This is a genomic window from Sphingopyxis sp. (genome assembly GCF_035998905.1).
GTDB lineage: Bacteria > Pseudomonadota > Alphaproteobacteria > Sphingomonadales > Sphingomonadaceae > Sphingopyxis.
On record NZ_DASYHG010000030.1, the window covers coordinates 151,338 to 174,225 of the forward strand.

The following is a 22,888-nucleotide window of genomic DNA, read 5'->3' on the forward strand; positions in this document are numbered from 1 at the left end:
ATCATCTTGGCGACCACCGCCCGCGATGTTTTTCTTGCCTTGCGACTCATAAGGGCTTTAAGTATCGTTATGCAAGTCAGATGATTTGAGAGAGGATTGACCTTGCCGGGACACGGCCTTCCACCAGCGCTGACGCGCAATTTGCGCCTGCCCGCGATCGCGGCGCCGATGTTCCTCGTCTCGGGACCCGAGATGGTGATCGCCGCCTCGCGCGCCGGTGTGATCGGCAGTTTCCCCGCGCCGAATGCACGAACGTCCGCCGATCTTGAGGATTGGGTGAGCCGGATCGACGCCGCGCTGTCGAACGATCCCGACGCCGCGCCATGGGCGGTCAATCTGGTCGTCCATCCGTCCAACAGCCGCCTGCCCGAAGACCTCGCCTGCGTCGTGCGCCACAAGGTGCCGCTGGTGATCACCGCGCTCGGCAACCCGGCGCGCGTGGTCGAAGAAATTCACAGCTATGGCGGACTGGTCTTCGCCGACGTCAATTCGGTCGGCTTTGCGCGCAAAGCGGCAGCTGCGGGCGTCGACGGGCTGGTGCTCGTCGCCGCGGGCGCGGGCGGCCATACCGGCGCGACCGCAGGCTTTGCTTTCGTCGAGGAGGTCCGGCAATTCTGGGACGGCCCGCTCGTACTCGGCGGCGCGATCTCGACCGGGCACGCGGTGCGCGCAGCAGAAATCCTCGGCGCTGACTTCGCCTATCTCGGCACGTCGCTCATCGCCTGCACCGAAAGCATGGCGGTGCAGCCTTATAAGGATATGGTTGTCGCGGCGGGCGCCGAAGATATCGTTCCTTCGAAGGGTATTACTGGTGTGACCGCCAACTGGCTGAAATCGAGCCTGGTTGCCGCCGGCTACGACCCCGCGAATATGCCCGAGGACAAACGCCCGAACTTCTCGGACGCACAGGACGACGCGAAGGCGTGGAAGAATGTCTGGTCCGCCGGACAGGGCGTCGGCGCGGTGCGCGGCGTCGAACCCGTCGCCGCCATCGTCGACCGCCTTGTGAAAGAATATGATGCGGCCGCCGCAAGGCCGCGCTTTGCCCCTGCCGAAGGAGTCATCGCATGACCGCCCAGCTTGTCGACACGATCGAAACGACGATCCAGCCGAACGACCATCCCTATATGAAGGGCGCCTGGCGCCCGACCTATAATGAATGGAACGCGATCTTCGCGAACGGCGATGCCGAGGTGATCGGCAATATCCCGACCGATATCGACGGCGTTTATGTGCGCACCGGTGAAAACCAGATCCATGAGCCGATCGGGCGCTACCACCCCTTCGACGGCGACGGTTTCATCCATTCGATCAGTTTCAAGGACGGCCGCGCGAGCTATCGCAGCCGTTTCGTGCGCACCAAGGGGTTCGAGGCCGAAAAGGAAGCTGGCCGCTCGCTGTGGGCGGGGCTGATGGAGCCGCCGCACAAATCGACGCGCCATGGCTGGGGCGCGCAGGAGTGGCTCAAGGATTCAAGCTCGACCGACGTCGCGATCCACGCAGGCAGGATCATCTCGACCTTCTACCAGTGCGGTGAAGCCTATCGGCTCGACCCCTTCACGCTCGAACAGTTCGGCACCGAAAGCTGGGTACCGCTCGACGGCATTTCGGCGCATTGCAAGGTCGACCTCGCGACCGGCGAGCTGATGTTCTTCAATTACTCGAAGCATGCGCCCTATATGCATTATGGCGTCGTCGGGGCGGACAACAAGCTGAAGCACTATATTCCTGTGCCGCTCGCCGGGCCGCGGCTGCCACACGACATGGCTTTCACCGAAAATTACACGATCCTCAACGACATGCCGCTCTACTGGAACGAAGAGCTGCTCGAGCGGAACCTGCACGTCGTCCAGTTCCACCCCGACGAAAAGACGCGCTTCGCGATCATCCCGCGCCACGGGCAGCCCGAAGATATCCGCTGGTTCGAAGCCGAACCGACATACACGCTCCACTGGCTCAACGCATGGGAGGAAGGCGACGAGATCATCCTCGACGGCTACTATCAGGAAGAGCCGATGCCGAAATCCTATCCGAACGCGCCTGAGGGGCTCGAACGGATGATGGCCTATCTCGATCAGGGGCTGCTCAAGCCGCGCCTCCATCGCTGGCGCTTCAACCTCAAGACCGGCGAGACGATCGAAGAGCGGCTCGACGACCGCGACCTCGAATTCGGCATGTTCAACCACCGCTATGCGGGCAAGCCCTATCGCTACGCCTATAGCGCGATCCCCGAGCCGGGCTGGTTCCTGTTCCGCGGACTCGTCAAGCACGACCTGAATGCGCGCACGAGCGAGGAATATGAATTCGGTCCCGGCCGCTTCGGCAGCGAGGCGCCCTTCGCGCCGCGCATCGATGCCAAGGACGAGGACGACGGCTATCTCGTATCCTTCATCGCCGACCTCGAAACCGACCGTTCCGAATGCGTCCTGATCGACGCCAAGAATGTCGCGGCCGGGCCCGTCTGCCGGATCATCCTGCCCGAGCGCATCTGTTCGGGAACGCACACCGTGTGGGCCAGCGGCGACGATATCGGCATGGGTCCGAACAGCGTGCTGGCCGCCTGAGATGATCGCTGCGGGAGAGGATAAACGGCAGCGGCACCGGGACAGCGGCTGGTGGGGCGACAAGACCTTCGCCGACCTGTTCTTCGCCAATGCGGTGGCGCACCCCGAACGCCTCGCGCTGGTCGATGCCCCCAACCGCGGCGACTTCGCTTTCGGCGAGCCGCAGCGGCTGACCTACGCAGAGCTTGAGGCGGAGATCGACCGGATCGCGGGCGCGCTGGTCAAGGCGGGGGTCGGCAAGGACGATGTGCTGCTCGTCCAGTTGCCGAACATTAGCGAGTTCGTCGCGCTTTACTTTGCCGCGGCGCAGATCGGCGCGATCGTCAGCCCGGCGGCGGTGCAATATCGCAGCCATGAACTGAAGGGCATGATCGGCGTCGTCGAGCCCAAGGCCTTCGTCTGCGCGACGCAAGTGAAAGGTTGCGACCATGTCGGCGTTGCAGAGCCGCTGCTGGACGGCATCGCGCTGATGACCTTCGGGCCCAATCCGCCCGCCGGTGCGCTCGACCTGTCGACCGTCCGCGGTGACGAGCGGGCCCTCGCCGCGCATGTTGCGGAGAACCCGGTCGACGCCGACGATATCTTCACCATCTGCTGGACCTCGGGCACCACCGGCGTTCCCAAGGGCGTGCCGCGCAGCCACAATCACTGGATCGCCGTCGCAGGGGCGGGCTACGAGGCGATGAAGGTCGGGCCGGGCGACGTGCTTCTGAACCCCTTCCCGCTCATCAACATGGCGAGCATCGGCGGCATCACCATGTGCTGGCTGACCAGCGCGGGGACGATGGTGCTGCATCATCCGTTCGATCCCGGCATCTACCTGAAACAGATCGCGACCGAGCGCCCCAGCCTGACGATTGCGCCGCCTGCGGTGCTCAACATGCTGCTGCAGAATGAGGCGCTGCTCGCGTCGGTCGACCTGTCGAGCCTGCGCGTCATCGCCTCTGGCTCCGCCCCGCTCGCCCCCGCGATGGTACGCGGGTTCCAGGAAAGGCTCGGTATCATCATCGTCAACGTCTTCGGATCGAACGAGGGGATGAGCTTCATCACCGGCGAGGGCGACATGCCCGACCCCGACAAGCGCGCGAGCCTGTTCCCGCGCCGCGGCACCTATCAGCGCCCCTATGGCAAAGGCCGCGCCTCCAATATCGAAAGCCGGCTCGTTCCGCCCGGCGGCGGCGATCCTATTGAGGCCGACGGCGTATCGGGCGAATTGCAGATCCGCGGGCCGACGCTGTTCGAGGGCTATCATAACGCCCCTGACCGGACGGCCGAGGCCTTTACCGAAGACGGCTGGTTCCGCACCGGCGATTTGTTCGAGATCGCCGAGGGCGGCGACTTCTACCGCTTCGTCGGGCGCTGCAAGGATCTGATCATCCGCGGCGGGGTGAACATCTCGCCAGAAGAGATCGATCAGTTGCTCGGCGGGCATCCTTTGCTTGCCGAGGCGTGCGTCTTCTCGCTCCCCGACCCGACGATGGGCGAACGCATCGGCCTCGCCTATGTCCCGCGCGGAGCGGACGATGTGGGGATGGGCGAGGTCGCCGACTATCTTCGCGGCCACGACCTCGCGGTATTCAAACTGCCCGAGCGCCTGTTCCGCTTCGACGCCTTGCCGCGCAACGTCACCAACAAGGTGATGCGCAGCGAAGTGCGCGAAATGGCGCTCGCCACTCTCGAAAAGGAAGCCTGACATGGCAAAGGACGTCTTCATCCTCGGCGGCGCGCAGAGCGATTTTTCGCGCAACCTCGAACGCGAGGGCGGCGGGCTGTTCGAGCTGTTCCGCGACGTTGCAGAAGCGGCGTTCGTCGCGACGGGCCTCGAACCAAAGGAAGTCGAAACCGCGCATGTCGGCAATTTCGTCGGTGAACTCTTCGCCGGCCAAGGCCAGCTCGGCGGCTTCTTCGGTCATGTCCATCCAGACCTTGCGGGCATCCCCGCATCGCGGCACGAAGCCGCCTGTGCGTCGGGCAGCATCGCGATCCTCGCCGCGGCCGCCGAGATCGAGGCCGAACGTTACGGCCTCGCGCTCGTGCTCGGTATCGAGCTGATGCGCAATGTGCCGGGCCAGCGCGCCGCCGAATATCTCGGCGCCGCTGCCTGGGCGGGGCGCGAGGCGCAGGAGGCGCGATACCTCTGGCCATACATGTTCGCGCGCGTCGCCGAGGAATATGACGAACGCTTCGGCCTCGACCGTGCATATCTGCGCGGGATTTCGGCGAACAATTTCGCCAATGCGAAGAAGAACCCGTACTCGCAGACGCGCGGCTGGGCGATCACCGACGAGCACCTGGGCGAGAATGACGAGGTCAATCCGCTGATCGAAGGAAGCTTGCGCAAATCCGATTGCGGGCAGGTCACCGATGGCGCTGCCGCCATCTTCCTCGCCTCGCGCGAGGTGGCCGAAGCTTATGCCAAGCGCCGCGGGATTTCAGTCGACAGCATCCCGCGCATCAAGGGCTGGGGCCACGCCACCGCCCCCCTGCTCTATTCGACCAAGGTCGCGGACAGCCGCGGCGGCGACTATGTCTTCCCGAGCGTGCGCAAGGCGATGATGGATGCGCTCCGCCGAGCCGAGATGCCCGACATCTATGCGTGCGACGGGGTCGAGGTGCATGATTGCTTCTCGATCACCGAATATATGGCGATCGACCATTTCGGGATCACCAAACCCGGCGAAAGCTGGCGCGCGGTCGAGGATGGCACGATTGCCTTGGGCGGAAAGCTGCCGGTCAATCCGTCGGGCGGGCTGATCGGCCTCGGCCATCCGGTCGGCGCAACCGGCGTGCGCATGCTGCTCGACAGCTGGCGGCAGGTCACCGGCAACGCGGGCGATTATCAGGTCGAGGACGCGCGCAACTTCGCGACCTTCAACGTCGGCGGCAGCGCAACGACCGCGGTCAGCTTCGTGGTCGGCACCTGACTTGCCGCATCCCGTCTATCTGTACGACGCCGTGCGCACGCCGCGCGGCAAGGCGCGGCCCGACGGCGGGCTTGCGGCGCTGAGCCCGCAGGAGCTGGTGCTCCAGCAGGTAACCGCACTCGCTGCGCGCTGCGGCGACATCGCTGCGACGCCCGATACGCTGCTGCTCGGCTGCGTGACGCAAGCGGGGGCGCAGGGCGGGCATATCGCGCTGGTGTCGAAGCTGCACACCGGCCTGCCCGACCAGACCGCCGCGCACAGCATCAACAATTATTGCGCATCGGGGCTGTCGGCGATCGGTCAGGCCGTCGCAAAGGTCGCAAGCGGCGAAGCGACGCGCATCCTCGCGGGCGGGGTCGAGTCGATGAGCGCGAGCAACTTCCTCGGCGATCGCGCGGGCTTCTACACCAACGACGCACTGCCGCCGCGCGCGCGCTTCGTGCCGCCGGTGCTCGGCGCTGACCGGCTCGCACACGCCGAAGGCATCACGCGCGGCGAGCTCGATGCGGTCGCGCTGGCATCGCAGCAAAAGGCAGGCGCAGCCGAAAGCGACGCCGCGCTCCAGAAATCGCGCATCGCGACCGGCGCGCTGACGGGCGAGGAATGTATCCGGCCGCAGACGAGCGCGGAATCGCTCGCCGCCGCACCGGCCGCCTTTGGCGAACTGCAGGCGCAATATGCGGGCGCGCTCGAGGGCGCGACCTTCGAACCGCTCCACAGCATTGCACACGCACCGCCGATATGCGACGGCGCGGGGCTCGCGCTGGTTGGCGGCGAAGGGCTCGGCATCGCGCCGCGGGCGCGCGTGGTCGCCTTTGCCGAAAGCGGCGGCGACCCTGCCGCCTCGCTGACCGCGGGGTTCGCTGCGATGGACAAGGTGCTGACGCGTGCAGGGCTGACGCTGGACGAAATGGACCGGATCGAGTTCATGGAAGCGTTCGCCGTCACCATCGCCAAATTCCTGCGCGACCGCGGCGCCGACCCGGCGCGGGTCAATGTCAGCGGCGGGCATCTCGCCAAGGGGCATCCGATGGGCGCGAGCGGCGCGATCCTGACCTCGACGCTGCTCGACGCGCTCGACGCCTGCGGCGGCCGATACGGCCTCGTCGTGCTGACCGGCGCGATGGGGGTCGGCGCGGCGATGATCGTCGAGCGGCAATAGGCATTGCGCAAAACCGCCATTCCGCTATGGGCGGCGCGTGCGGGCTTGCCCCGCGCATGATCGCGCCGGTGCCCGAAAGGGCTTAATATGGGAACGCGGTGAAGGGGTTCGTCCTGAACCCTGAAAGCCGAGGCTGTCCCTGCAACTGTAAGCGGCGAGCGAGATGCACCGGTCCGGATTTTCGGATCAGCCACTGGGGTCATCCTGGGAAGGCGTGCATCGAGCCCTGACCCGCGAGCCAGGAGACCTGCCGGCGTGGGTCGCTCAATGCCAAGGTCCAGGGAAAGGCCGCGGCACGGAGGTTTCCGTCGAGCGACGACCAGGCGGCCGGAGCCGCCTCGGTGCCGGTGCCGCAGGCGTTACGCCACTTGCGATGCCAGCATCGGTCGATCGCGTCCGCGTATCGGCAGGCTCCGCCCTTCGTTGCCGGCGTCGGGGGCTTTCCCATGTTGAAATTTGCGAGCATTTCCCTGTTGGCACTGGCGGCGGCAACACCCGCCTTTGCTGAAACTGCCGAAAACAATCGCGACGATATCGTCGTCACGGCATCGGGCGTCGAGCAATCGCGCGACGAGGTCGGACAGGCGATCACGATCCTCGACGCCGACACGATCGAAAAGCGTCAGACGATCAATGTCGTCGACCTGCTCGCGACAACGCCCGGCGTGCGCTTCAGCCGCACGGGCGGGACCGGCTCGGTGACCGGCGTGTCGCTTCGCGGCGCGGAGACAACCCAGACGTTGGTGCTGATCGACGGGGTGAAGGTCAACGATCCGAGCGGCATCGGCGACGGATATGATTTCGGCCACCTGCTGACCGGCAACATCGACCGGATCGAAATACTGCGCGGATCCAATTCGGTCGTACACGGCAGCCAGGCGATCGGCGGCGTCATCAGCTTGATGACCGCGACGTCGGCCGAAGGCTTCGCGGCGAAGGCTTCGGCCGAATATGGTCATAGGGACACCCTCAACGCCAAGGCAGATGTGTCGGGCACCGCCGGCGCGATTTCGGGCGGGATCGGCGGCGCTTATTTCCGCACCGACGGCATTTCATCGGCCGCAGTCGGGACCGAGAAGGACGGATACAAGAATTTCGCCGGCAACGCGCGGCTGAAGATCGCGTTCAGCGATGCGCTGAGCCTTGATCTGCGCGGCTATTACATCAACGCCGACCTCGATTATGATAGTTTCTTCGGCGCGCCCGCGGACAGCGCCGACGTCGCTAAGCTCGACACATATGTCGGCTATGCGGGGCTGAACCTTGGCCTGTTCGACGGCAATTTCACCAGCCGCGCGGCGGTGACGTGGATGCGCAACGAACGCGACTATTATTTCGTGCGCGGCACCGCGCCCGATTACGGCTATTCGGGGACCAACCTGCGTTTCGAATATCAGGGCGTCGTGACGCCAGCCAGCCAAGCGAAGCTGATCTTCGGTTACGAGCATGAACGCCCCGACTATGATTTCTTCGGCTTTGGATCGACTGACAGCCAGAAGGCCAATATCGACAGCGTCTATGCGCTGGGGATCGTCCAGCCGCTCACCGGCCTGTCGCTGTCGGGCGGCGTCCGCCACGACGACCACAGCCAGTTCGGCGGCGCGACGACGTTCGGCGCCAATGCCAATTATTCGCCGAATGCGGGCGCAACCAATGTGCGGCTGAGCTATGGTGAGGGGTTCAAGGCACCGTCGCTGTACCAGCTCTACGACGCGTTCAGCGGCAATAGCGCGCTGCGCCCAGAACGGTCGAAAAGCTATGACATCGGCATCGACCAGAGCTTGGCCGACGGCCGCGCGCTGATCTCGCTGACCGCTTTCCTGCGCGACACCAATGACCAGATCAATTACGACAATGCGACCTTCACCTATGGCAATATCGATCGCACGCGTGCCAAGGGGATCGAGGCAACGCTGGCGTTGAAGCCCGTCGATGCGCTGAACGTCACCGCATCCTATAGCTATATCGACGCGCGCGACCGGTCGGGACGCCCGGCGTTCGACGGCAAGCGCCTGCCCCGCCGCGCAGCGCACGCCGTCAGCCTGTCGGCCGATTATGACTGGTCGTTCGGCCTGTCGACCGGCGCGACGCTGACGCTGGTCGGCGACAGTTTCGACGATGCGGCGAACAATGTGCCGCTCGACGGCTATGCGCTTGCGGGCATTCGCGCATCCCTCCCCGTCGGCGGCCATTTCGAGATTTATGGCCGCGTCGATAATCTGTTCGACGCCGATTATGCGACGGCCTTCAATTACGGCACATACGGCCGCGCGGCCTATGGCGGCGTGCGGGCGCGTTTCTGATGAAGGCGCGCACCGACGCCGAACATACGGCCAAGATGAAGAAGATCCAGGCCGCGCAGAACAAGAAGGTCGCGGCGAAGACCGTCGAAAAGGGTCTGGTGATCGTCCACACCGGCCCCGGCAAGGGCAAGACCTCCGCCGCGCTCGGCATGGCCATCCGCGCGATCGGTCACGACATGAAAGTCGGTGTCGTCCAGTTCGTGAAAGGCGCGATGGCGACGGGCGAGAAAGCGGTGTTCGACCGCTTTCCCGACCTGATCGAATTCAAGCCGATGGGCGAAGGCTTTACCTGGGACACGCAGGACCGAACGCGCGATATCGCGGTCGCGCGCGAAGCGTGGGACGAGGTGAAGCGGATGATCGCCGACCCCTCCTATGCGATGGTGATCGCCGACGAGCTCAACATCGTGCTGCGCTATGACTATCTGCCGGTGGATGAGGTGCTCGAAGCGATCGGGGGCAAACCGCATATGACGCATCTCATCATTACCGGCCGCAACGCACCGCAGGAACTGATCGACGCCGCCGACCTCGTTACCGAGATGGCGCAGGTGAAGCATCCGTTCCGGGAGCAGAATGTTAAGGCGCAGAAGGGAATCGAGTTTTGATGCGGGCGCGCGCGCTTGCGGCGGCAGCGGCGCTGCTCGGCGGGGCCGGGCTGCTCTGGGCGACGTCCCCCGCCCCGCGCGCCAAGGCGCCAGCGGTGCCGCAGCGCATCGTGTCGATCAATCTGTGCGCCGACCAGCTCGTGCTCGCGCTCGCCGACCGGGGGCAGATCGCGGGGCTCACGAAAAATGCGACCGATATCGAAATGTCGGGCGAGGCGGCGAAGGCGTATGGCATTCCGCTGCTCAGCAATTCGGCCGAGCAGATATTGGCGATCGAACCCGATCTGATCGTCGGCATGCCGGCGAGCCGCAGTGCGGCGCTGCGCGCGCTGCCGCGGCAGGATTATCCGCTGCTCGACCTCGCCACCGCCAATACGCTGGGTGAAATCTACACCTCGATCCGCGAGACCGCGGCGGCGGTCGGCCATCCCGAACGCGGCAGCGCGCTGATCGCACGGATGCAGGGTGAGCTGGCCGGGCTGCCCAAGCCGGGCAAGGGCCGCGTCGCGGCCTATTATCAGCGGCGCGGCTATATGACCGGCACGGGCACCCTGATCGACGAGTTGATGGGGCGCGTCGGGCTGGTCAATCTGGCGGGCAAGCTCGGCAAGCCGCCGCTGTCGCAATTGAGCCTCGAGGAAATGGTCGCGGCGCAGCCCGATTTCCTGATCGTCGAGAGCGCGACCGATGTCGTGACCGACCAGGGGAGCGAAATGCTGCACCATCCCGCGATCAAGGATATTCCGCGCATCAGCATTCCGCAGGCATGGACCGTGTGCAGCAGCCCCGCCTACACGCAGGCGGCGCGCAGCATCACGGCGCAGATCGCGCGCATCGACGGGGACCGATCATGAACCGCTTTGCCCTGCCCCGCTGGTCGCTGATCGCGGCGCTGCTCCTGCTGACGCTCGTCGCCGCGATCGGATCCTTGCTGTTCGGCGCGGTCGACCTGTCGGTCGCACGGCTGATCGCGGCCGCGACGGGTGACGGCGACGGGGTGGCGTCGGTGATCCTGTTCGACCTTCGCCTGCCGCGCACGATCCTCGCGCTCGGCGTCGGCGCGATCCTCGGGCTCGCGGGCGCCGCGCTGCAGGGCTATTTGCGCAATCCGCTTGCCGAACCGTCGGTACTCGGAACGTCGAACGCCGCGGCGCTCGGCGGCGTCGCGGCGCTCTATTTCGGGATCGCCGAGCTGCATCCGGTGATGTTGCCGCTGCTTGCGACGGGCGGCGCGCTGTTGTCGCTCGCGCTGCTGTTCATCCTGTCGGGCAAGGCCGAAAGCCCGCTGACCTTGATCCTTGCCGGGATCGCCGTCGGGACGCTCGCGGTCGCGGGGACGAGCCTTGCGCTCAACCTGTCGCCCAATCCCTTCGCGGCGATGGAAATCATGACCTGGCTGCTCGGCAGCCTAGAGAACCGGTCGTTCGACCATGTGTGGATTGCGTTGCCGTGCATCGCGATCGGCGGCGCGATGCTGCTGTGGAACGGACGCGCGCTCGATGCGCTGACACTGGGCGAGGATGCGGCGCAGGCGCTTGGCACCGACCTTCGGCGGACAAGATTGCGGCTGTTGATCGGCACCGCCATCGGCGTCGGCGGCGCGGTCGCGGTGTCGGGGGCGATCGGTTTTGTCGGGCTGATCGTGCCGCACCTGATCCGTCCGCTGACCGACCGCAGCCCGTCGGCGATCCTGCTCCCCTCGGCCATCGGCGGCGCGGCGCTGCTGACGCTCGCCGACCTTGGCGTCCGCATCATTCCGACGACGAACGAGCTGAAGCTGGGCGTCGTCACCGCCTTTCTGGGGGTTCCGATCTTCCTCCTCCACCTGATGCGGGAGCGACGGATATGGTGAGCATCACGCTGAACGACATCGGCGTCACGCTCGGGCGCCGGACCGTAGTGCACGGCGTTAGCGCAGCTTTTCGCGCGGGCACGCTGACCGGGATCGTCGGCCCCAATGGCGCGGGCAAGTCGACGCTGGCGCGCGCGATGCTCGCGCTGGTCCCCGCGAGCGGCCGCGCCGAGGTCGATGGCATCGATGTGACGGCAATGCCGCGCGCCGACCTCGCACGGCGCATCGCCTATGTGCCGCAAGGGCAGACCCTGCACTGGCCGCTGACGGTCGAGCGGCTCGTCGGGCTGGGGCGGCTGCCGCATCTCGCGCCGATGTCGCGGATATCCGACGCCGACAGCGCCGCGATCGAGCGCGCGATGGCGCGCGCCGACGTGCTGGAACTGCGCGACCGGATCGCGACCGAGCTGTCGGGCGGCGAGCGCGCGCGCGTGCTGTTCGCGCGTGCGCTGGCGGTCGAGGCGCCCGCGCTGATCGCCGACGAACCGCTCGCGAGCCTCGACCCGGGGCACCAGATCGACGTGATGGACATGCTGCGCGCCGAGGCGGCGGGCGGCGGGCTGGTGATCGCCGTGCTGCACGATTTGACGCTGGCGGCGCGATACTGCGACCGGCTGCTGCTGATCGACGGTGGGCGCATCGTCGCCGACGGGACGCCCACCGAGGTGCTGACCGCCGAACGGCTGCGCGCGGTTTACGGGATTGACGCGGCGGTCGAGACCGGCGGCGAATGGCCGACGATCACCTTGTTCGGGCGCGCACGGTGAACGCGGCGACGCAGTTTGTCGAGCAAGGCTATGCTGCTGTGCCGCTGTTCGATGCCGGGCAGGTCCGCGCCGCGGCGGACGATATCGCCGAGCATATCGATCGCGTGTCGCGCGCGCTCTACCTGCCCTTCGAGCAGAGTTGCCCCGACGCCCCGCTGGGCGAGCGCATCGACCGCGTGTACGCGCACGAACGTAGCGTCGCGAACCTGCTCCGCGTCGCCGTCTGCACCGACGCCCATCGCGGCGAACGGTTGCAGGCTCTGGCAAACGATCCGCGGTTGATCGGTGCGGCCGAAGCGCTGAGCGGGCGTGCGCTGGCGGGCAAGATCGTACGTGTCCGCGCGAGTATCGCCTGCTTCCCCGAACATCGACATGCGTGGCATAGCGACGTCGCGCGCGGCGACGGCACCGGGTGCGGCAAGGTGCTCGTCACCGCATGGATCCCGCTGAGCGATGCCGGTCCCGAAAGCGGCGGACTGGAGGTCGCGGCGAAGCGCCAGCCCGCGCCGCTCGCGAGCGAGGGCGACGACGGCTATGAAATCCCCGAATGGCGGCTCGCCGGGCTGCCGCGTGTTCAGCCCGAATGCCCGGCAGGGACAGCGCTGTTCCTCGACCGCTTCACCCCGCATCGCACCTTGCCTGCGAAAACGACGCGCTTCGCGCTCGTCGTGTGGATGAAGGCGGCCTAACCGCTCCCGCCGCTGCGGCAAAAGCCGACGACATAGTCGATGATCATCCGGTCGCGCTGCGGCGATGGCGGACCGAGGACGCCCTGTGCGTGCGGCGGCAGATGGTCGACAGCGTGGCTGGCGCCTTCGCCGAAGACATAATGGTCGAACCACGTGCGCCATGCCTCGCGTTCGGTTTCGGGCAGTTCGCGGATCGAGTGCATCGCGAGCATCAGCGCAGCGAAGGGGAAGCGGTCCTGCCGCTGCCCGAACCAATAGTTCACCAGCACATTGAGCGCGCCTTCCGAGCGCACATGGTGCCACCACATGGGCGGCATATAGATGGCGTCGCCGGGCGCGAGGTCGGCGACGAGCTTGTGCCGCTCGGCCTCGGCATAAAGCGGGTAGCGCGCATGATCGGGATGGTCGGGGTCGACCATGCTGGTCGGCTGCCCGGCAATCGTGCGTTCGACCGGGCCGACATAGAGGTTCGCGATCTGCCCGGGCGGAAACAGGCTGAACCGCCGCCGCCCCGCGACGACGACCGCGATGTTCGCCGCCATGTCGTAATGCGGCGCGATACGACTGGTATTGCCGACCCAGATGCGCGGATCGACGCCGGTATCGAGCGGCAACGGATTTTCGGCGGCGAAGCTCGCGACGCTTTCGGGCGTCGGCGTCGACCCCGCATAGAGCGTCGGCGCGTCGGCGGTACCGCGGAGCGCGACGAGACGTTCGACGAGCGTCGCCATCGGCATCTTTTCGCTGCGGAAATTCACGCCGCGCATGTCATCGGTATAGAAATAACGCCCGCCCGTTTCGGAGGGACCGACAAGCACGGTCAGCGGTTTTCCATTGTCGCGCGCCGCAAGATAGGCGGCGATCGCCTCGTCGCCTTCGCGCGCTGCGGCAACCGCGGGCCAGTCGCTAGCGGCACCGCGAATGATGACGGGGCGATCGGCTGCCTCGACCACGCACGCGATCGCGGCATGGTCGCTGCCGGATATCTCTTCCAATGCCCCGTTCACTTCGTCTCCCCTGCCCCCTACCGGGCCGGTCCGACCCGAACCGTCCGGCTGGCGCGCTTGCCGTCGGCGGAGCGGCTACGCACATCGACTGGCCCGCCGACCGCCACCGGCCCGGCATAGCGCGTCCACGCGCCGCCCTCGACACGATATTCGATCACGGTGCCGGGGAACATGCTGTTCGCCTCGAGCTTGCCGCTCGCGATCCGCGCGCCCGGCGGCGCGACGCGATAGGCGACACCGATCTTTTCGAGCATCGGGAATTGCGCCGCGGTGCGTCCCGCGAAATCCTGCCAGCCCGCTTTCAGCTTGGCCGCATCGACACGCTTGTCACCCCATTCATAGCTGGCGCCCGCCTGATAGGCCGGGGTCCACGGCGCCGGCGCCCATGCGCGTTCGGCGAGCGCGAGCAGGCGCGGGAAAAGCATATAGTCGACCTGCGCGTCGGTGCGGATCGTCTCGCTCCACAACTGGCCTTGCAGCCCCGCAACGCGGTGCCCCGCCTGCAGGACCGGCTTATCCTCGATCGCCTTGCCCTCGGCACGGATGTTGCGGATCGTCGCGGCGTTGGCGGGCAGATTGTCGGGCATGAAGCCGAAGACCTGGTACGGATCGACGCCGCGCGACGCCCAGTCGTAACCGCCCTCGTCCGGGTGCGGGGCATAGGGCATGTCGAAATAACCGAGGTCGGGGATCGACAGCACCGCGTCCCAGCCGCGGTTCATCTGGTCGTGCGCCTCGCGGATCGCGCCGGTGTGGAGCACGCCCCAGATATTGGTCTGCACCAGATGCGGCGCCTTCGGCATATTCGCGGTTTCGGTGTGGCCCATGCCGTCGCTCCAGCCGCCGGTGCGCAGCCCTTTGGCGGCGAGGCTGGCGGTCACGCGTTCGATGAAGCGCGGGGTAAGCTTGCCCGCATCGCCGCCATTCTCGGCGATCATCGCCTTGCACGCGGGCGACTTGATCCACGCCCCCGCGGTTTCGTCGGCGCCGAGGTGGAAGGTCTTGAGCGGCGCCCCCGCCTCGCTGTGCATCGCGGCGAGCGCGTCGACGACGGTATCGACGAAGCGATAGGTCGCCGGCAGGCAGACGTTCAGCGTGTTGTCGCTGTAATTCTGGATGCTGCGATATTCGGTGGTGTCGGCGGGATCGATCAGGCGATATTGGTCCGCTTCGGCTTTCTTGCCCGCGGCGGTCAGGCGCGCGTGGCGCACTTCCATCGCCTTGATCGCCGCGCGGCTGTGCCCGGGCATGTCGATCGACGGGATCACCTCGATCTGCCGCGCCGCCGCAGCCTTCACGATCGCGACATAGTCCGCGGCGGTGAGGTAGCCGTTGACGCCGCTCGTGCCTTCGGGACCCGCGCCGAGCTGCGGCAGGATGCAGGTCTGCTCGGAGGGGTCATGGCAGCGTTTGGATCCGATTTCCGCCAGCTCGGGCAGCGCCGGGATTTCGATGCGCCATCCCTCGTCCTCGGCGAGGTGGAGGTGCAGCTTGTTGAGCTTGTACGCCGCCATCGCCTCGACGATCTTCAAAATCTCGTCGCGGCTGTGGAAGTTGCGGCCGAGGTCGATGTGGAGGCCGCGAAAGCCATATTCCGGGGCATCCTCGACGCGGAGCGAAGTGAGCTTTTCCCTCTCGAACGCCGCCTGCTGCGCGAGCGAGCGCAGCGCGTGGCTCGCGCCCGCCGCGTCGTGCGCGGTGATCGCAATGCCCGAGGGCTTGGCGTCGAGGATATAACCCTCCGCCTTGGCTACCGCGGCGGGGTCGATACGGATCGTCAGCGGCAGTGTGCCACCTTCCTTTGCACCGAGCGAAGCGAGCGCCGGCCCGACGGCGCTTCGATCGACGCCGGTCAGCGACACAGCAAGGCCGCGACTGAGGTCTACCGTTCCCTTGCCCTGCACAGCCTTTGCGGGCTTCGGGAGGATCACCACGCCTTTCGCCTCCGGCGCCAGCCGCCCGGCCTGCAAATCAAACGCGCGCTTGGCGGTCAGCCAGCGCGTCTTGTCGGCGTCGCTCTTGGTCGCGAGCTTCGCCTCGTCGGTCATCGGCGCGACGAAGGTCAGGATTTCAAGACCCGTCTCGGGGTCGATCACCGCGCGCGTCGCCGCGATCGTGCGCGGTTTGAGTCCGTCGGCAACGAGATAGGCGTTGGGCATGCCGAACGCCTTCGAGAAATTCGACCCGACGCCCCACAGCCTGATTTCATGCTTCGCGCCGGGACGCAACGTGACGCCGGGTTTCAACGTCAATTGCTGGACGTCGCCATTGACCAGCCGGTGGGTGAAGATGTCGCTTTCGACGAGCGGCAGCCGGTTGACGAAGCTGAAATAGAGCGACAGCCCCTTCGTCGGCACATCGGCCGGCAGCGCTTCGGGCAGCGTCAGTGTGATCGTCGACAGGAAACATCCTTCGATGCCAGCCGGGCAAACCGGGCCATTGTCGACCATGGTGAGGCGGTAGCCGAGCGTGTTGGCAAGACGGTCGAGCGACGCCTGCGACGGGGCGTCTGCGGCCAGCGCCTGCGGCGCGGCAAGCGCCGCCATTGCCATCGTCATCCAACCCGCAGCCCGCATGTCTTTTCTCCCGCTCGACAATTTGTATCTAATTTGTCATGCAGTCGCGGGCGGGTCAACGCCTTTCGGATTCGGCGGAATTGAAAGGATAAACGACAATATGGCAGATATTCGCGCTTTTCGCTTCATCGCGTCGATCCTGATTGGTTTTACATTAGTATTGTCGTCGACAGCGACCGCCGGGGAGCAGCCGCGCCCCGTTGTGGTCGGCTATCTCGCCGCGTTCAAGGGGCTCGACCTGTCGATCGAGCGCACCGACCTGTCGGCCTTCACCCATTACAATCTGGCGTTTGCCAACCCCGATGCCGACGGACACTTTATCCGCGATGGGCGGACGACGTGCATGGCGACGAAACCGGCGCGAACCTGTCGGTCGACGCGCTGCGCAGGACTGTTGCGCGGTTGCAGGCGCGCGGCGCCAAGGTGCTGATCTCGACCGCGGGCGGCGTGATCCCCGGCTGTTCGGGCGACTGGAAGGCCCTGCTTGCGCCCGACCGCCGCGCGACAACGGTCGCTGCGCTCATCGAACTCGCCGATACGCTGGACCTGGACGGGGTCGATATCGATATCGAGGGGCAACTGCTTACCGAAATCGATCGTGCTGGCGACTATACGCCGTTCATCGCGGCGCTGTCCGAGGCGATGAAAGTCCGCGGCAAGCTGCTGACCTGCGCCACCGCATCCTATGAGGGCGGGATGATCCCGATCAGTTCGATCCCCTATTTCGACCTCGTCAACGTCATGTCCTATGACGCGATCGGCCCGAGCTGGGGTCCGGCGGGTGCCGAGCACAGCAGCTATGCCATGGCGGCGCGCGACCTTGACCTGTGGCTGGCGCGCGGGGTCACGCGTGAGCGGCTCGTGCTCGGCGTCCCTTTCTACGGCTATGGATTCGGCGGCGAGAAGGCGAATTGGTCCTATCGCGACCTCGCCGCGGCACATGGCATAAATGCGACCAAAGCCGACGTCATCGGCACGCTGTGCGCCGGGTGCCGCTATATCACGCACAACGGCCCCGCGACGATCGAGAAGAAGGCTCGCCTTGCCGCAGAAAAGGCGGGCGGCGTGATGGTATGGGAGCTGTCGCAGGACAGTCCGGACCATGCCTTGACCGATGCTATCGCGCGCGGACTTTCACGCGAATAATTCGCAACAAGCGCAACTAAGGATACCAATGCAACACATGCTGCGTTATGGCTGGTCCTATCGACCGGCATGACCGGCAATCGTGTGGAGCATCGTCCTTGTCATTGATCGAACGCGTGGGTCCGCTCCAGAAGGACGACCCGACACCGCTTTACCTGCAACTGCAGAAAATCCTCCGCGACGCGATCGAGGGGCAGGTGGTGAAGGCCGAAGAGGCGATCCCCACCGAACGCGACCTCGCCGAGGAATTCGACGTGTCGCGCATCACGGTGCGCAAGGCGATCGACGGCCTCGTCGGCGACGGCATCGTCACGCGCCGCCGCGGCGCGGGCACCTTCGTGACAAGGCCGCGCGTCGAAAAGAGCTTCTCCAAGCTCACCTCCTTTTCGGAGGACATGGTCTCGCGCGGGCGCAAGCCGCACAGCAAATGGGTGAGCAAGACCGCCGGCGCGGTCACCCCCGAGGAAGCGCTGTCGCTCGGCCTGTCGCCGGGTTCGCTCGTCTACCGCTTCCACCGCATCCGTTACGCCGACGACACGTCGATGGCGCTCGAGATTGCGACGATCCCGGCCTATTGCCTACCGTCGGTCGATGCGGTGGGCGCATCGCTGTATGAAGCGCTGGAGGCGGCAGGGCATCTGCCCGTCCGCGCACTCCAGCGGCTCCGCGCGATCGCGGCGACCGCCGAACAGGCGCACATGCTGGAGATCGAGCCCGGCACGCCCGGCCTGTTCATCGAACGGCGCGGCTTCCTGTCCGACGGGCGGACCGCCGAATTCACGCAGAGCTTCTACCGCGGTGACGCCTATGACGTCGTGGCGGAGCTGAACGGCTAACCGAGCCGCCGTAAAAACTCGATGTGCGGCGGCAGCTCGGAGAGTTGTTCGGCAACCCGTCCACGCAGCGTCGCGAGGCGCGACGCCAGCTCATCATCGGACAGGCCGTCGGCGATCGGGTGCCAGCTTTGCGGCCGCAGCCCCTGCCCCGTCAGCACCGCATACCAGTTGGTCGGGCCGAACAGGTCGCCGGGCTCGAACAAGATGTTGCCCGTCGCGCGGAATGCCTCGATCCGCTCGGCGAGGCTGTCGGGCATTCCGGCCGCCGCGACGTCGCGCCAGAAGGGCGTATCGTCGCGGCCCGCCAGCGCATAATGCGCGATCACGAAATCGCGGATCGTCTCATATTCATGAAGCGCGTCGCGGTTGAAGCGCGCGACGACATGCGGATCGATCGCATCGCGCGGCAGCAGCGCCAGCAGCCGGATAATCGTCGTCTGGATGAGGTGGATCGAGGTCGATTCGAGCGGTTCGAGGAAGCCGCCCGCCAGCCCGATCGCGACGCAATTGCGGTTCCAGATCGCCTTGCGATGCCCTGCGGTGAAGCGCAGCCGGTTGGCGTCGGCGAGCGGCGTGCCGGGTAGCCGCGCGCGCAGCAACGTCTCGGCCTCGTCATGCTCCAGATGCGCGCTCGAATAGACATAGCCGTTGCCGTCGCGGTGCTGGAGCGGGATGCGCCATTGCCACCCCGCCTCGCGCGCGGTCGAGCGCGTGAAGGGCGACGGATCGCCCGCGCCCTCGCACGGCATCGCGACCGCGCTGTCGCACGGCAGCCAGTGGCTCCAGTCGGCATAGCCGGTCCGAAGCGCGCCTTCGATCAACAGCCCGCGAAAGCCCGAGCAGTCGACGAAGAGATCGCCGTCGATCGCGCGGCCGTCCTCCATCGCGAGCCCCGTGATGAAACCGTCCTCGCGATCGACGCGGACCTCGGCGACCTTCCCCTCGATCCGGGTGACGCCCTTCTCCTCGGCGTAGCTGCGCAGGTAGCGGGCATAAGCCGCGGCATCGAAATGGACCGCGTGATGCACGGGCCCAAGGCGGGTCATCGGGGCGAAGCGGCCTTCGCGTGCCGCCATCGTTTCGAGATTATAGGGGCCATGATCGGCCTCGCCGCCCGCCGCAAGGTAGCGCAGCCAATAATGGTGAAAATGGATCCCCGACATCTCGACGCCGAGATAGCCGAAGGGGTGGAAATAGCGGTGGCCGACGCCGCCCCAGCCGTCGAACTCGATCCCCAGCTTGATCGTGCCGTGCGTCGCGCGGAGGAACGCGGCCTGGTCGAGACCGAGATAGCGGTTGAATTCGTGGATCGGCGGCACGGTCGCCTCGCCGACCCCGACGGTGCCGATCGCTTCGGATTCGATCAGCGTGATCCTGTGCGATTGCCCTGCGAGCGCGCGGCCGAGCGCCGCGGCGGTCATCCAGCCCGCGCTGCCGCCGCCGACGATGACGATGCGCCGGACCGGGCGCTGGCGCGCGCTCACCCGCGCATCCGCCGCAGCGCGTCGGCGTGGCTTTCCATGGCGTGAACATCGCTCGCGACGGCGCGCAGCTGGCGCTGGAATTCGGCCATCAGCGCCTGATCCTCGACGAGCAGCACCTGCGGGTCGAAGCTGCGCGGGATCACGCCGTGCCCCGCCATGACGAGCGCCCAGCTGTCCTCGACATGCGCCTCGTGATTGAAATGCGCGAACATGCCGCGCGCGGCGAACAGGTCGATCTTGGCCGCCAGTTCGGGCGAGATCGACGCCGCGCGGGCAGCATCCCAGAAGGGTTCGCCGACGCGCGCGTTGAGGCGAAAATGCTGCGCGGTAAAATCGGCGACGCGCGCCCGGGCGCCCGCGATTTCCTCATTATAGATATCGGCTTCGGGCATCGCGGCGCGATCGATCGGCCAGAGGAGCACGAGCTGCGCAATCGCGAGCTGGAGCAGCAGCAATTCAGCGCCGTCGAGCGGCGGCGCACCGCCCGCCGCGGCGCCGACCGCAACCACATTGCCCACCCACGGGCGCGGGCGCGCGGTGGCATCGAGCGGCGTCGGCGGACCCGTATCGACCGGCCGCCCCACCGCAGCGGCAAGCGTCGCCGGCGCATCGGCATCGGACAGCCACCGGCTGTCATAGGCGAACTCGATTGCTGTCCGGTTCGATAGCGGGATCATCGCCAGCCACCCGGCGGGGTGCGCGGCGACACGACTGTAGAGCGGCAGCGGATCGAACGCGGGCGCCGAGCCGCGGATCATGCGGTTACAAAAACCGGCGCGGTCGAAAACGCCATCGGGATCAAGCCCTGCGACCAGCGCGCCGTCCGCATCGATGACCAGGTCGGCCGCCAGGAGTTCGCCATCGGCAAGCTCGATCCGGTCGAGCCGTGCGTCGCTGATGCGCAAAATCGCGCCCTCGCCCGAAACGACACGGACATCGGCGCCCTCGCATGCGGCGCGCAGCAGCCGCTCATAGCCGGCGGAATCGAGGTGCCAGCCCTGCTTCACCGCCTGCCGCGTTGCCGCGTCGCCCGGCGCACCGGCGCGACCCTGCTTGGCGGCCGCGGCGGCAAGGCAGAAATCCTCCAGCCCGACGCGCAGCCCTGCTTGCCGCGCGCGCGTCCAGTGCTGGACGAAGGGCAGCGACGCGAAGGGACTGCCCGCATCGCCATAGGCATGGAGGAAGGCGGCATCGCCGCCCGACCAACCGGCAAACTGCTGCCCCATGTTGATCGTCGCGGCGGCGTCCGCAATCAATGCGCGCTCGTCGATGCCGAGCAGCCGGTGGAACGTCACGAGATCGGGCGGCGCGACCAGCGCCGCATACGGGTCGGGTGCCTCGCCCGTATCCACCCAGGTCACCTGCGTACCGAGCCGGGCGAAGGCGCGGCTGACGGCGAGCGCCGCCATCGCCGCCGCGATCCCGCTGCCGTACACGACGACATGCTGAACCGGGTTCGTCATGGCGCGGGCGCCGGGCAATAGCGCGCGATGAAGTCGGCGTGCGACGGAACCGTTGCCGCCGCATCGGCGATCGTCGCCGCGAGTTTCGACAGCCGTTCATCAAGCGTGGCGGCGGGTAGCGCGTCGGCGAGGCGGTCGGCGGCGCGCGGCTCGATCCCCTGCCCGACGAAGACCGCCTGCCAGCTCGGCGGGCCGAACAGCCCGTCGCGATACGCCTGCACATGGCCGCGGTGGCGGAACCGCTCGATCTTGCCCGCAAGCGTGTCGGGCAGGTCGATCGCGGTCACGCGCTTCCACAGCGGTGCGTCGGGCTCGTTCGCGATATAGTGGAGGATCAGGAAATCGCGGATGCGATCATATTCGACGTCCATCACGCGGTTGAATTCGGCGGGCAGCGCGGGGTCGATCGCCGGGCTGTCGGGCATCAGCGTCAGCAGGTGCATGATCGCCATCTGGACAAGGTAGATGCTCGTCGATTCGAGCGGCTCGAGGAAACCGCCCGCAAGTCCCATGCCGATGCAATTCTTCGCCCACGCCTGTTCGCGCTTGCCCGCCTTGAAACGCAGCACGCGCGGGTCGGCGAGCGCTTCGCCGTCGAGATTGGCGAGCAGGGTCGCCGCGGCCTCGTCGTCCGAGATGTCGGTGCTCGAATAGACATAGCCATTGCCGGTGCGGTGCTGGAGCGGGATGCGCCATTGCCACCCCGCCTTGCGCCGCGTCGAACGCGTATAGGGCGTAAAATCGGCCGAGCGCACCGATGGCACCGCCTGCGCGCTGTCGCATGGCAACCAGTGCGACCAGTCCTCCAGATGGACGCCGAGCGTCGCGCCCAGCAGCAGCGAACGGAAGCCCGAGCAATCGACGAAAAGATCACCCGCGACGCGCGTGCCCGATGCCAGCGTCACCGCTGCGATATCGCCGCTTTCGCCATCCTGCTCGACCGTGACGATCCGCCCCTCGACGCGCTCGATCCCGCGCGCCTCAGCCCAGCCGCGCAGGTAGCGGGCATAGAGAAAGGCATCGAGGTGATAGGCGTAAGCGAACGCGTTGCGCACGTCGCTACCGTCGCCGTTCGGGAGCATGAAGCGGTTCTGCAGCGCGGTGACGATCGGGAAGCAATAGTCGAAGAGCGACGCCGCGGTCCCGGCACGATGCGCGCGGATCCAGTAACTGAAGAAATCGGCCTCGCCGATCGGACGGCCGAAAGTGCCGAAAGGGTGGACGTAGCGATTGCCCTCGCTTCCCCAGTTGACGAACTCGATGCCGAGCTTGAAGCTCGCCTGCGTCGCCTTCATGAACTCGACCTCGTCGAGCCCGAGGAAGTCGTTGAAGTCCTTCATCTGCGGCAGCGTCGCTTCGCCGACGCCGACAGTCCCGATCTCTTCGGATTCGACGAGGCGCACACGAAAACGCGCAAGATCGAGCTTCGCCGCGCACGCCGCGGCGCACATCCAGCCGGCGGTCCCGCCGCCGACAATCACCAGATCGAATTTGTCCCCCATCATGA

General features: G+C 66.6%; 19 protein-coding genes and 1 riboswitch. Of the genes, 14 read left to right on the forward strand and 5 right to left on the reverse strand.

Going from position 1 to position 22,888, the window contains the following annotated elements:
* The first annotated feature begins 102 nt into the window (after window positions 1-102).
* The 11 genes from VGN62_RS20230 (at window position 103) to VGN62_RS20280 (ending at window position 12,869) form a co-directional block, all read left to right on the forward strand.
* Window positions 103-1,071, forward strand: a complete 969-nt coding sequence (locus VGN62_RS20230) for a nitronate monooxygenase (protein WP_327457331.1) — start codon at window positions 103-105, stop codon at window positions 1,069-1,071.
* Window positions 1,068-2,564: a carotenoid oxygenase family protein gene (locus VGN62_RS20235; protein ID WP_327457333.1), complete on the forward strand. Its 1,497-nt coding sequence runs from the start codon at window positions 1,068-1,070 to the stop codon at window positions 2,562-2,564. The genes VGN62_RS20230 and VGN62_RS20235 overlap by 4 nt, the downstream gene beginning before the upstream one ends.
* Window position 2,565: 1 nt before the next feature.
* On the forward strand, window positions 2,566-4,257 hold the full coding sequence (locus tag VGN62_RS20240; protein ID WP_327457335.1) for a class I adenylate-forming enzyme family protein: 1,692 nt from the start codon (window positions 2,566-2,568) through the stop codon (window positions 4,255-4,257).
* Between the two features lies 1 nt (window position 4,258).
* The gene (locus VGN62_RS20245) at window positions 4,259-5,488 is read left to right on the forward strand and encodes an acetyl-CoA acetyltransferase (protein ID WP_327457338.1); all 1,230 of its coding nucleotides are present in this window, start codon (window positions 4,259-4,261) and stop codon (window positions 5,486-5,488) included.
* Window position 5,489: 1 nt separating this feature from the next.
* On the forward strand, window positions 5,490-6,650 hold the full coding sequence (locus tag VGN62_RS20250; protein WP_327457341.1) for an acetyl-CoA C-acyltransferase: 1,161 nt from the start codon (window positions 5,490-5,492) through the stop codon (window positions 6,648-6,650).
* Window positions 6,651-6,699: 49 nt separating this feature from the next.
* Window positions 6,700-6,919, forward strand: a riboswitch (cobalamin riboswitch).
* A 177-nt stretch (window positions 6,920-7,096) separates the two neighbouring features.
* Window positions 7,097-8,953, forward strand: coding sequence for a TonB-dependent receptor plug domain-containing protein (locus tag VGN62_RS20255; RefSeq protein WP_327457343.1), 1,857 nt, complete (start codon window positions 7,097-7,099; stop codon window positions 8,951-8,953).
* On the forward strand, window positions 8,953-9,561 hold the full coding sequence (gene cobO / locus VGN62_RS20260) for a cob(I)yrinic acid a,c-diamide adenosyltransferase (protein ID WP_327457345.1): 609 nt from the start codon (window positions 8,953-8,955) through the stop codon (window positions 9,559-9,561). Before VGN62_RS20255 ends, cobO begins: the two co-directional genes overlap by 1 nt.
* Window positions 9,561-10,415: an ABC transporter substrate-binding protein gene (locus tag VGN62_RS20265; protein ID WP_327457762.1), complete on the forward strand. Its 855-nt coding sequence runs from the start codon at window positions 9,561-9,563 to the stop codon at window positions 10,413-10,415. Before cobO ends, VGN62_RS20265 begins: the two co-directional genes overlap by 1 nt.
* Entirely contained in the window at window positions 10,412-11,413 is a 1,002-nt protein-coding gene (locus VGN62_RS20270; RefSeq protein ID WP_327457347.1) for an iron ABC transporter permease, read from the forward strand. Before VGN62_RS20265 ends, VGN62_RS20270 begins: the two co-directional genes overlap by 4 nt.
* A complete protein-coding gene (locus tag VGN62_RS20275; protein ID WP_327457349.1) occupies window positions 11,407-12,180 on the forward strand; it encodes an ABC transporter ATP-binding protein in 774 nt (257 codons plus the stop codon). The genes VGN62_RS20270 and VGN62_RS20275 overlap by 7 nt, the downstream gene beginning before the upstream one ends.
* Window positions 12,144-12,869: a phytanoyl-CoA dioxygenase family protein gene (locus tag VGN62_RS20280; RefSeq protein WP_327457351.1), complete on the forward strand. Its 726-nt coding sequence runs from the start codon at window positions 12,144-12,146 to the stop codon at window positions 12,867-12,869. The genes VGN62_RS20275 and VGN62_RS20280 overlap by 37 nt, the downstream gene beginning before the upstream one ends.
* Here VGN62_RS20280 and VGN62_RS20285 read toward each other — a convergent pair.
* Both VGN62_RS20285 and VGN62_RS20290 read right to left on the reverse strand, forming a co-directional pair.
* Window positions 12,866-13,876, reverse strand: a complete 1,011-nt coding sequence (locus tag VGN62_RS20285; protein ID WP_327457353.1) for a cupin-like domain-containing protein — start codon at window positions 13,874-13,876, stop codon at window positions 12,866-12,868. The two genes, VGN62_RS20280 and VGN62_RS20285, sit on opposite strands and share 4 nt — an antisense overlap.
* 17 nt (window positions 13,877-13,893) lie before the next feature.
* Window positions 13,894-16,452, reverse strand: a complete 2,559-nt coding sequence (locus VGN62_RS20290; protein WP_327457355.1) for a family 20 glycosylhydrolase — start codon at window positions 16,450-16,452, stop codon at window positions 13,894-13,896.
* A 100-nt stretch (window positions 16,453-16,552) separates the two neighbouring features.
* On the opposite strand from VGN62_RS20290, the gene VGN62_RS20295 reads away from it, so the two are divergent.
* The 3 genes from VGN62_RS20295 (at window position 16,553) to VGN62_RS20305 (ending at window position 18,434) form a co-directional block, all read left to right on the forward strand.
* The gene (locus tag VGN62_RS20295) at window positions 16,553-16,882 is read left to right on the forward strand and encodes a hypothetical protein (protein WP_327457357.1); all 330 of its coding nucleotides are present in this window, start codon (window positions 16,553-16,555) and stop codon (window positions 16,880-16,882) included.
* A complete protein-coding gene (locus VGN62_RS20300) occupies window positions 16,792-17,598 on the forward strand; it encodes a glycosyl hydrolase family 18 protein (protein WP_327457359.1) in 807 nt (268 codons plus the stop codon). Before VGN62_RS20295 ends, VGN62_RS20300 begins: the two co-directional genes overlap by 91 nt.
* A gap of 98 nt (window positions 17,599-17,696) precedes the next feature.
* On the forward strand, window positions 17,697-18,434 hold the full coding sequence (locus VGN62_RS20305) for a GntR family transcriptional regulator (RefSeq protein WP_327457361.1): 738 nt from the start codon (window positions 17,697-17,699) through the stop codon (window positions 18,432-18,434).
* Here VGN62_RS20305 and VGN62_RS20310 read toward each other — a convergent pair.
* From VGN62_RS20310 to VGN62_RS20320, 3 genes are read right to left on the reverse strand one after another with little or no spacing between them, the layout of a single operon-like run.
* A complete protein-coding gene (locus tag VGN62_RS20310) occupies window positions 18,431-19,918 on the reverse strand; it encodes a tryptophan halogenase family protein (RefSeq protein WP_327457363.1) in 1,488 nt (495 codons plus the stop codon). The genes VGN62_RS20305 and VGN62_RS20310 overlap by 4 nt on opposite strands.
* Window positions 19,915-21,381, reverse strand: coding sequence for a tryptophan 7-halogenase (locus VGN62_RS20315; protein WP_327457365.1), 1,467 nt, complete (start codon window positions 21,379-21,381; stop codon window positions 19,915-19,917). The genes VGN62_RS20310 and VGN62_RS20315 overlap by 4 nt, the downstream gene beginning before the upstream one ends.
* A complete protein-coding gene (locus VGN62_RS20320) occupies window positions 21,378-22,886 on the reverse strand; it encodes a tryptophan halogenase family protein (protein ID WP_327457367.1) in 1,509 nt (502 codons plus the stop codon). The genes VGN62_RS20315 and VGN62_RS20320 overlap by 4 nt, the downstream gene beginning before the upstream one ends.
* Between the last annotated feature and the right edge of the window lie 2 nt (window positions 22,887-22,888).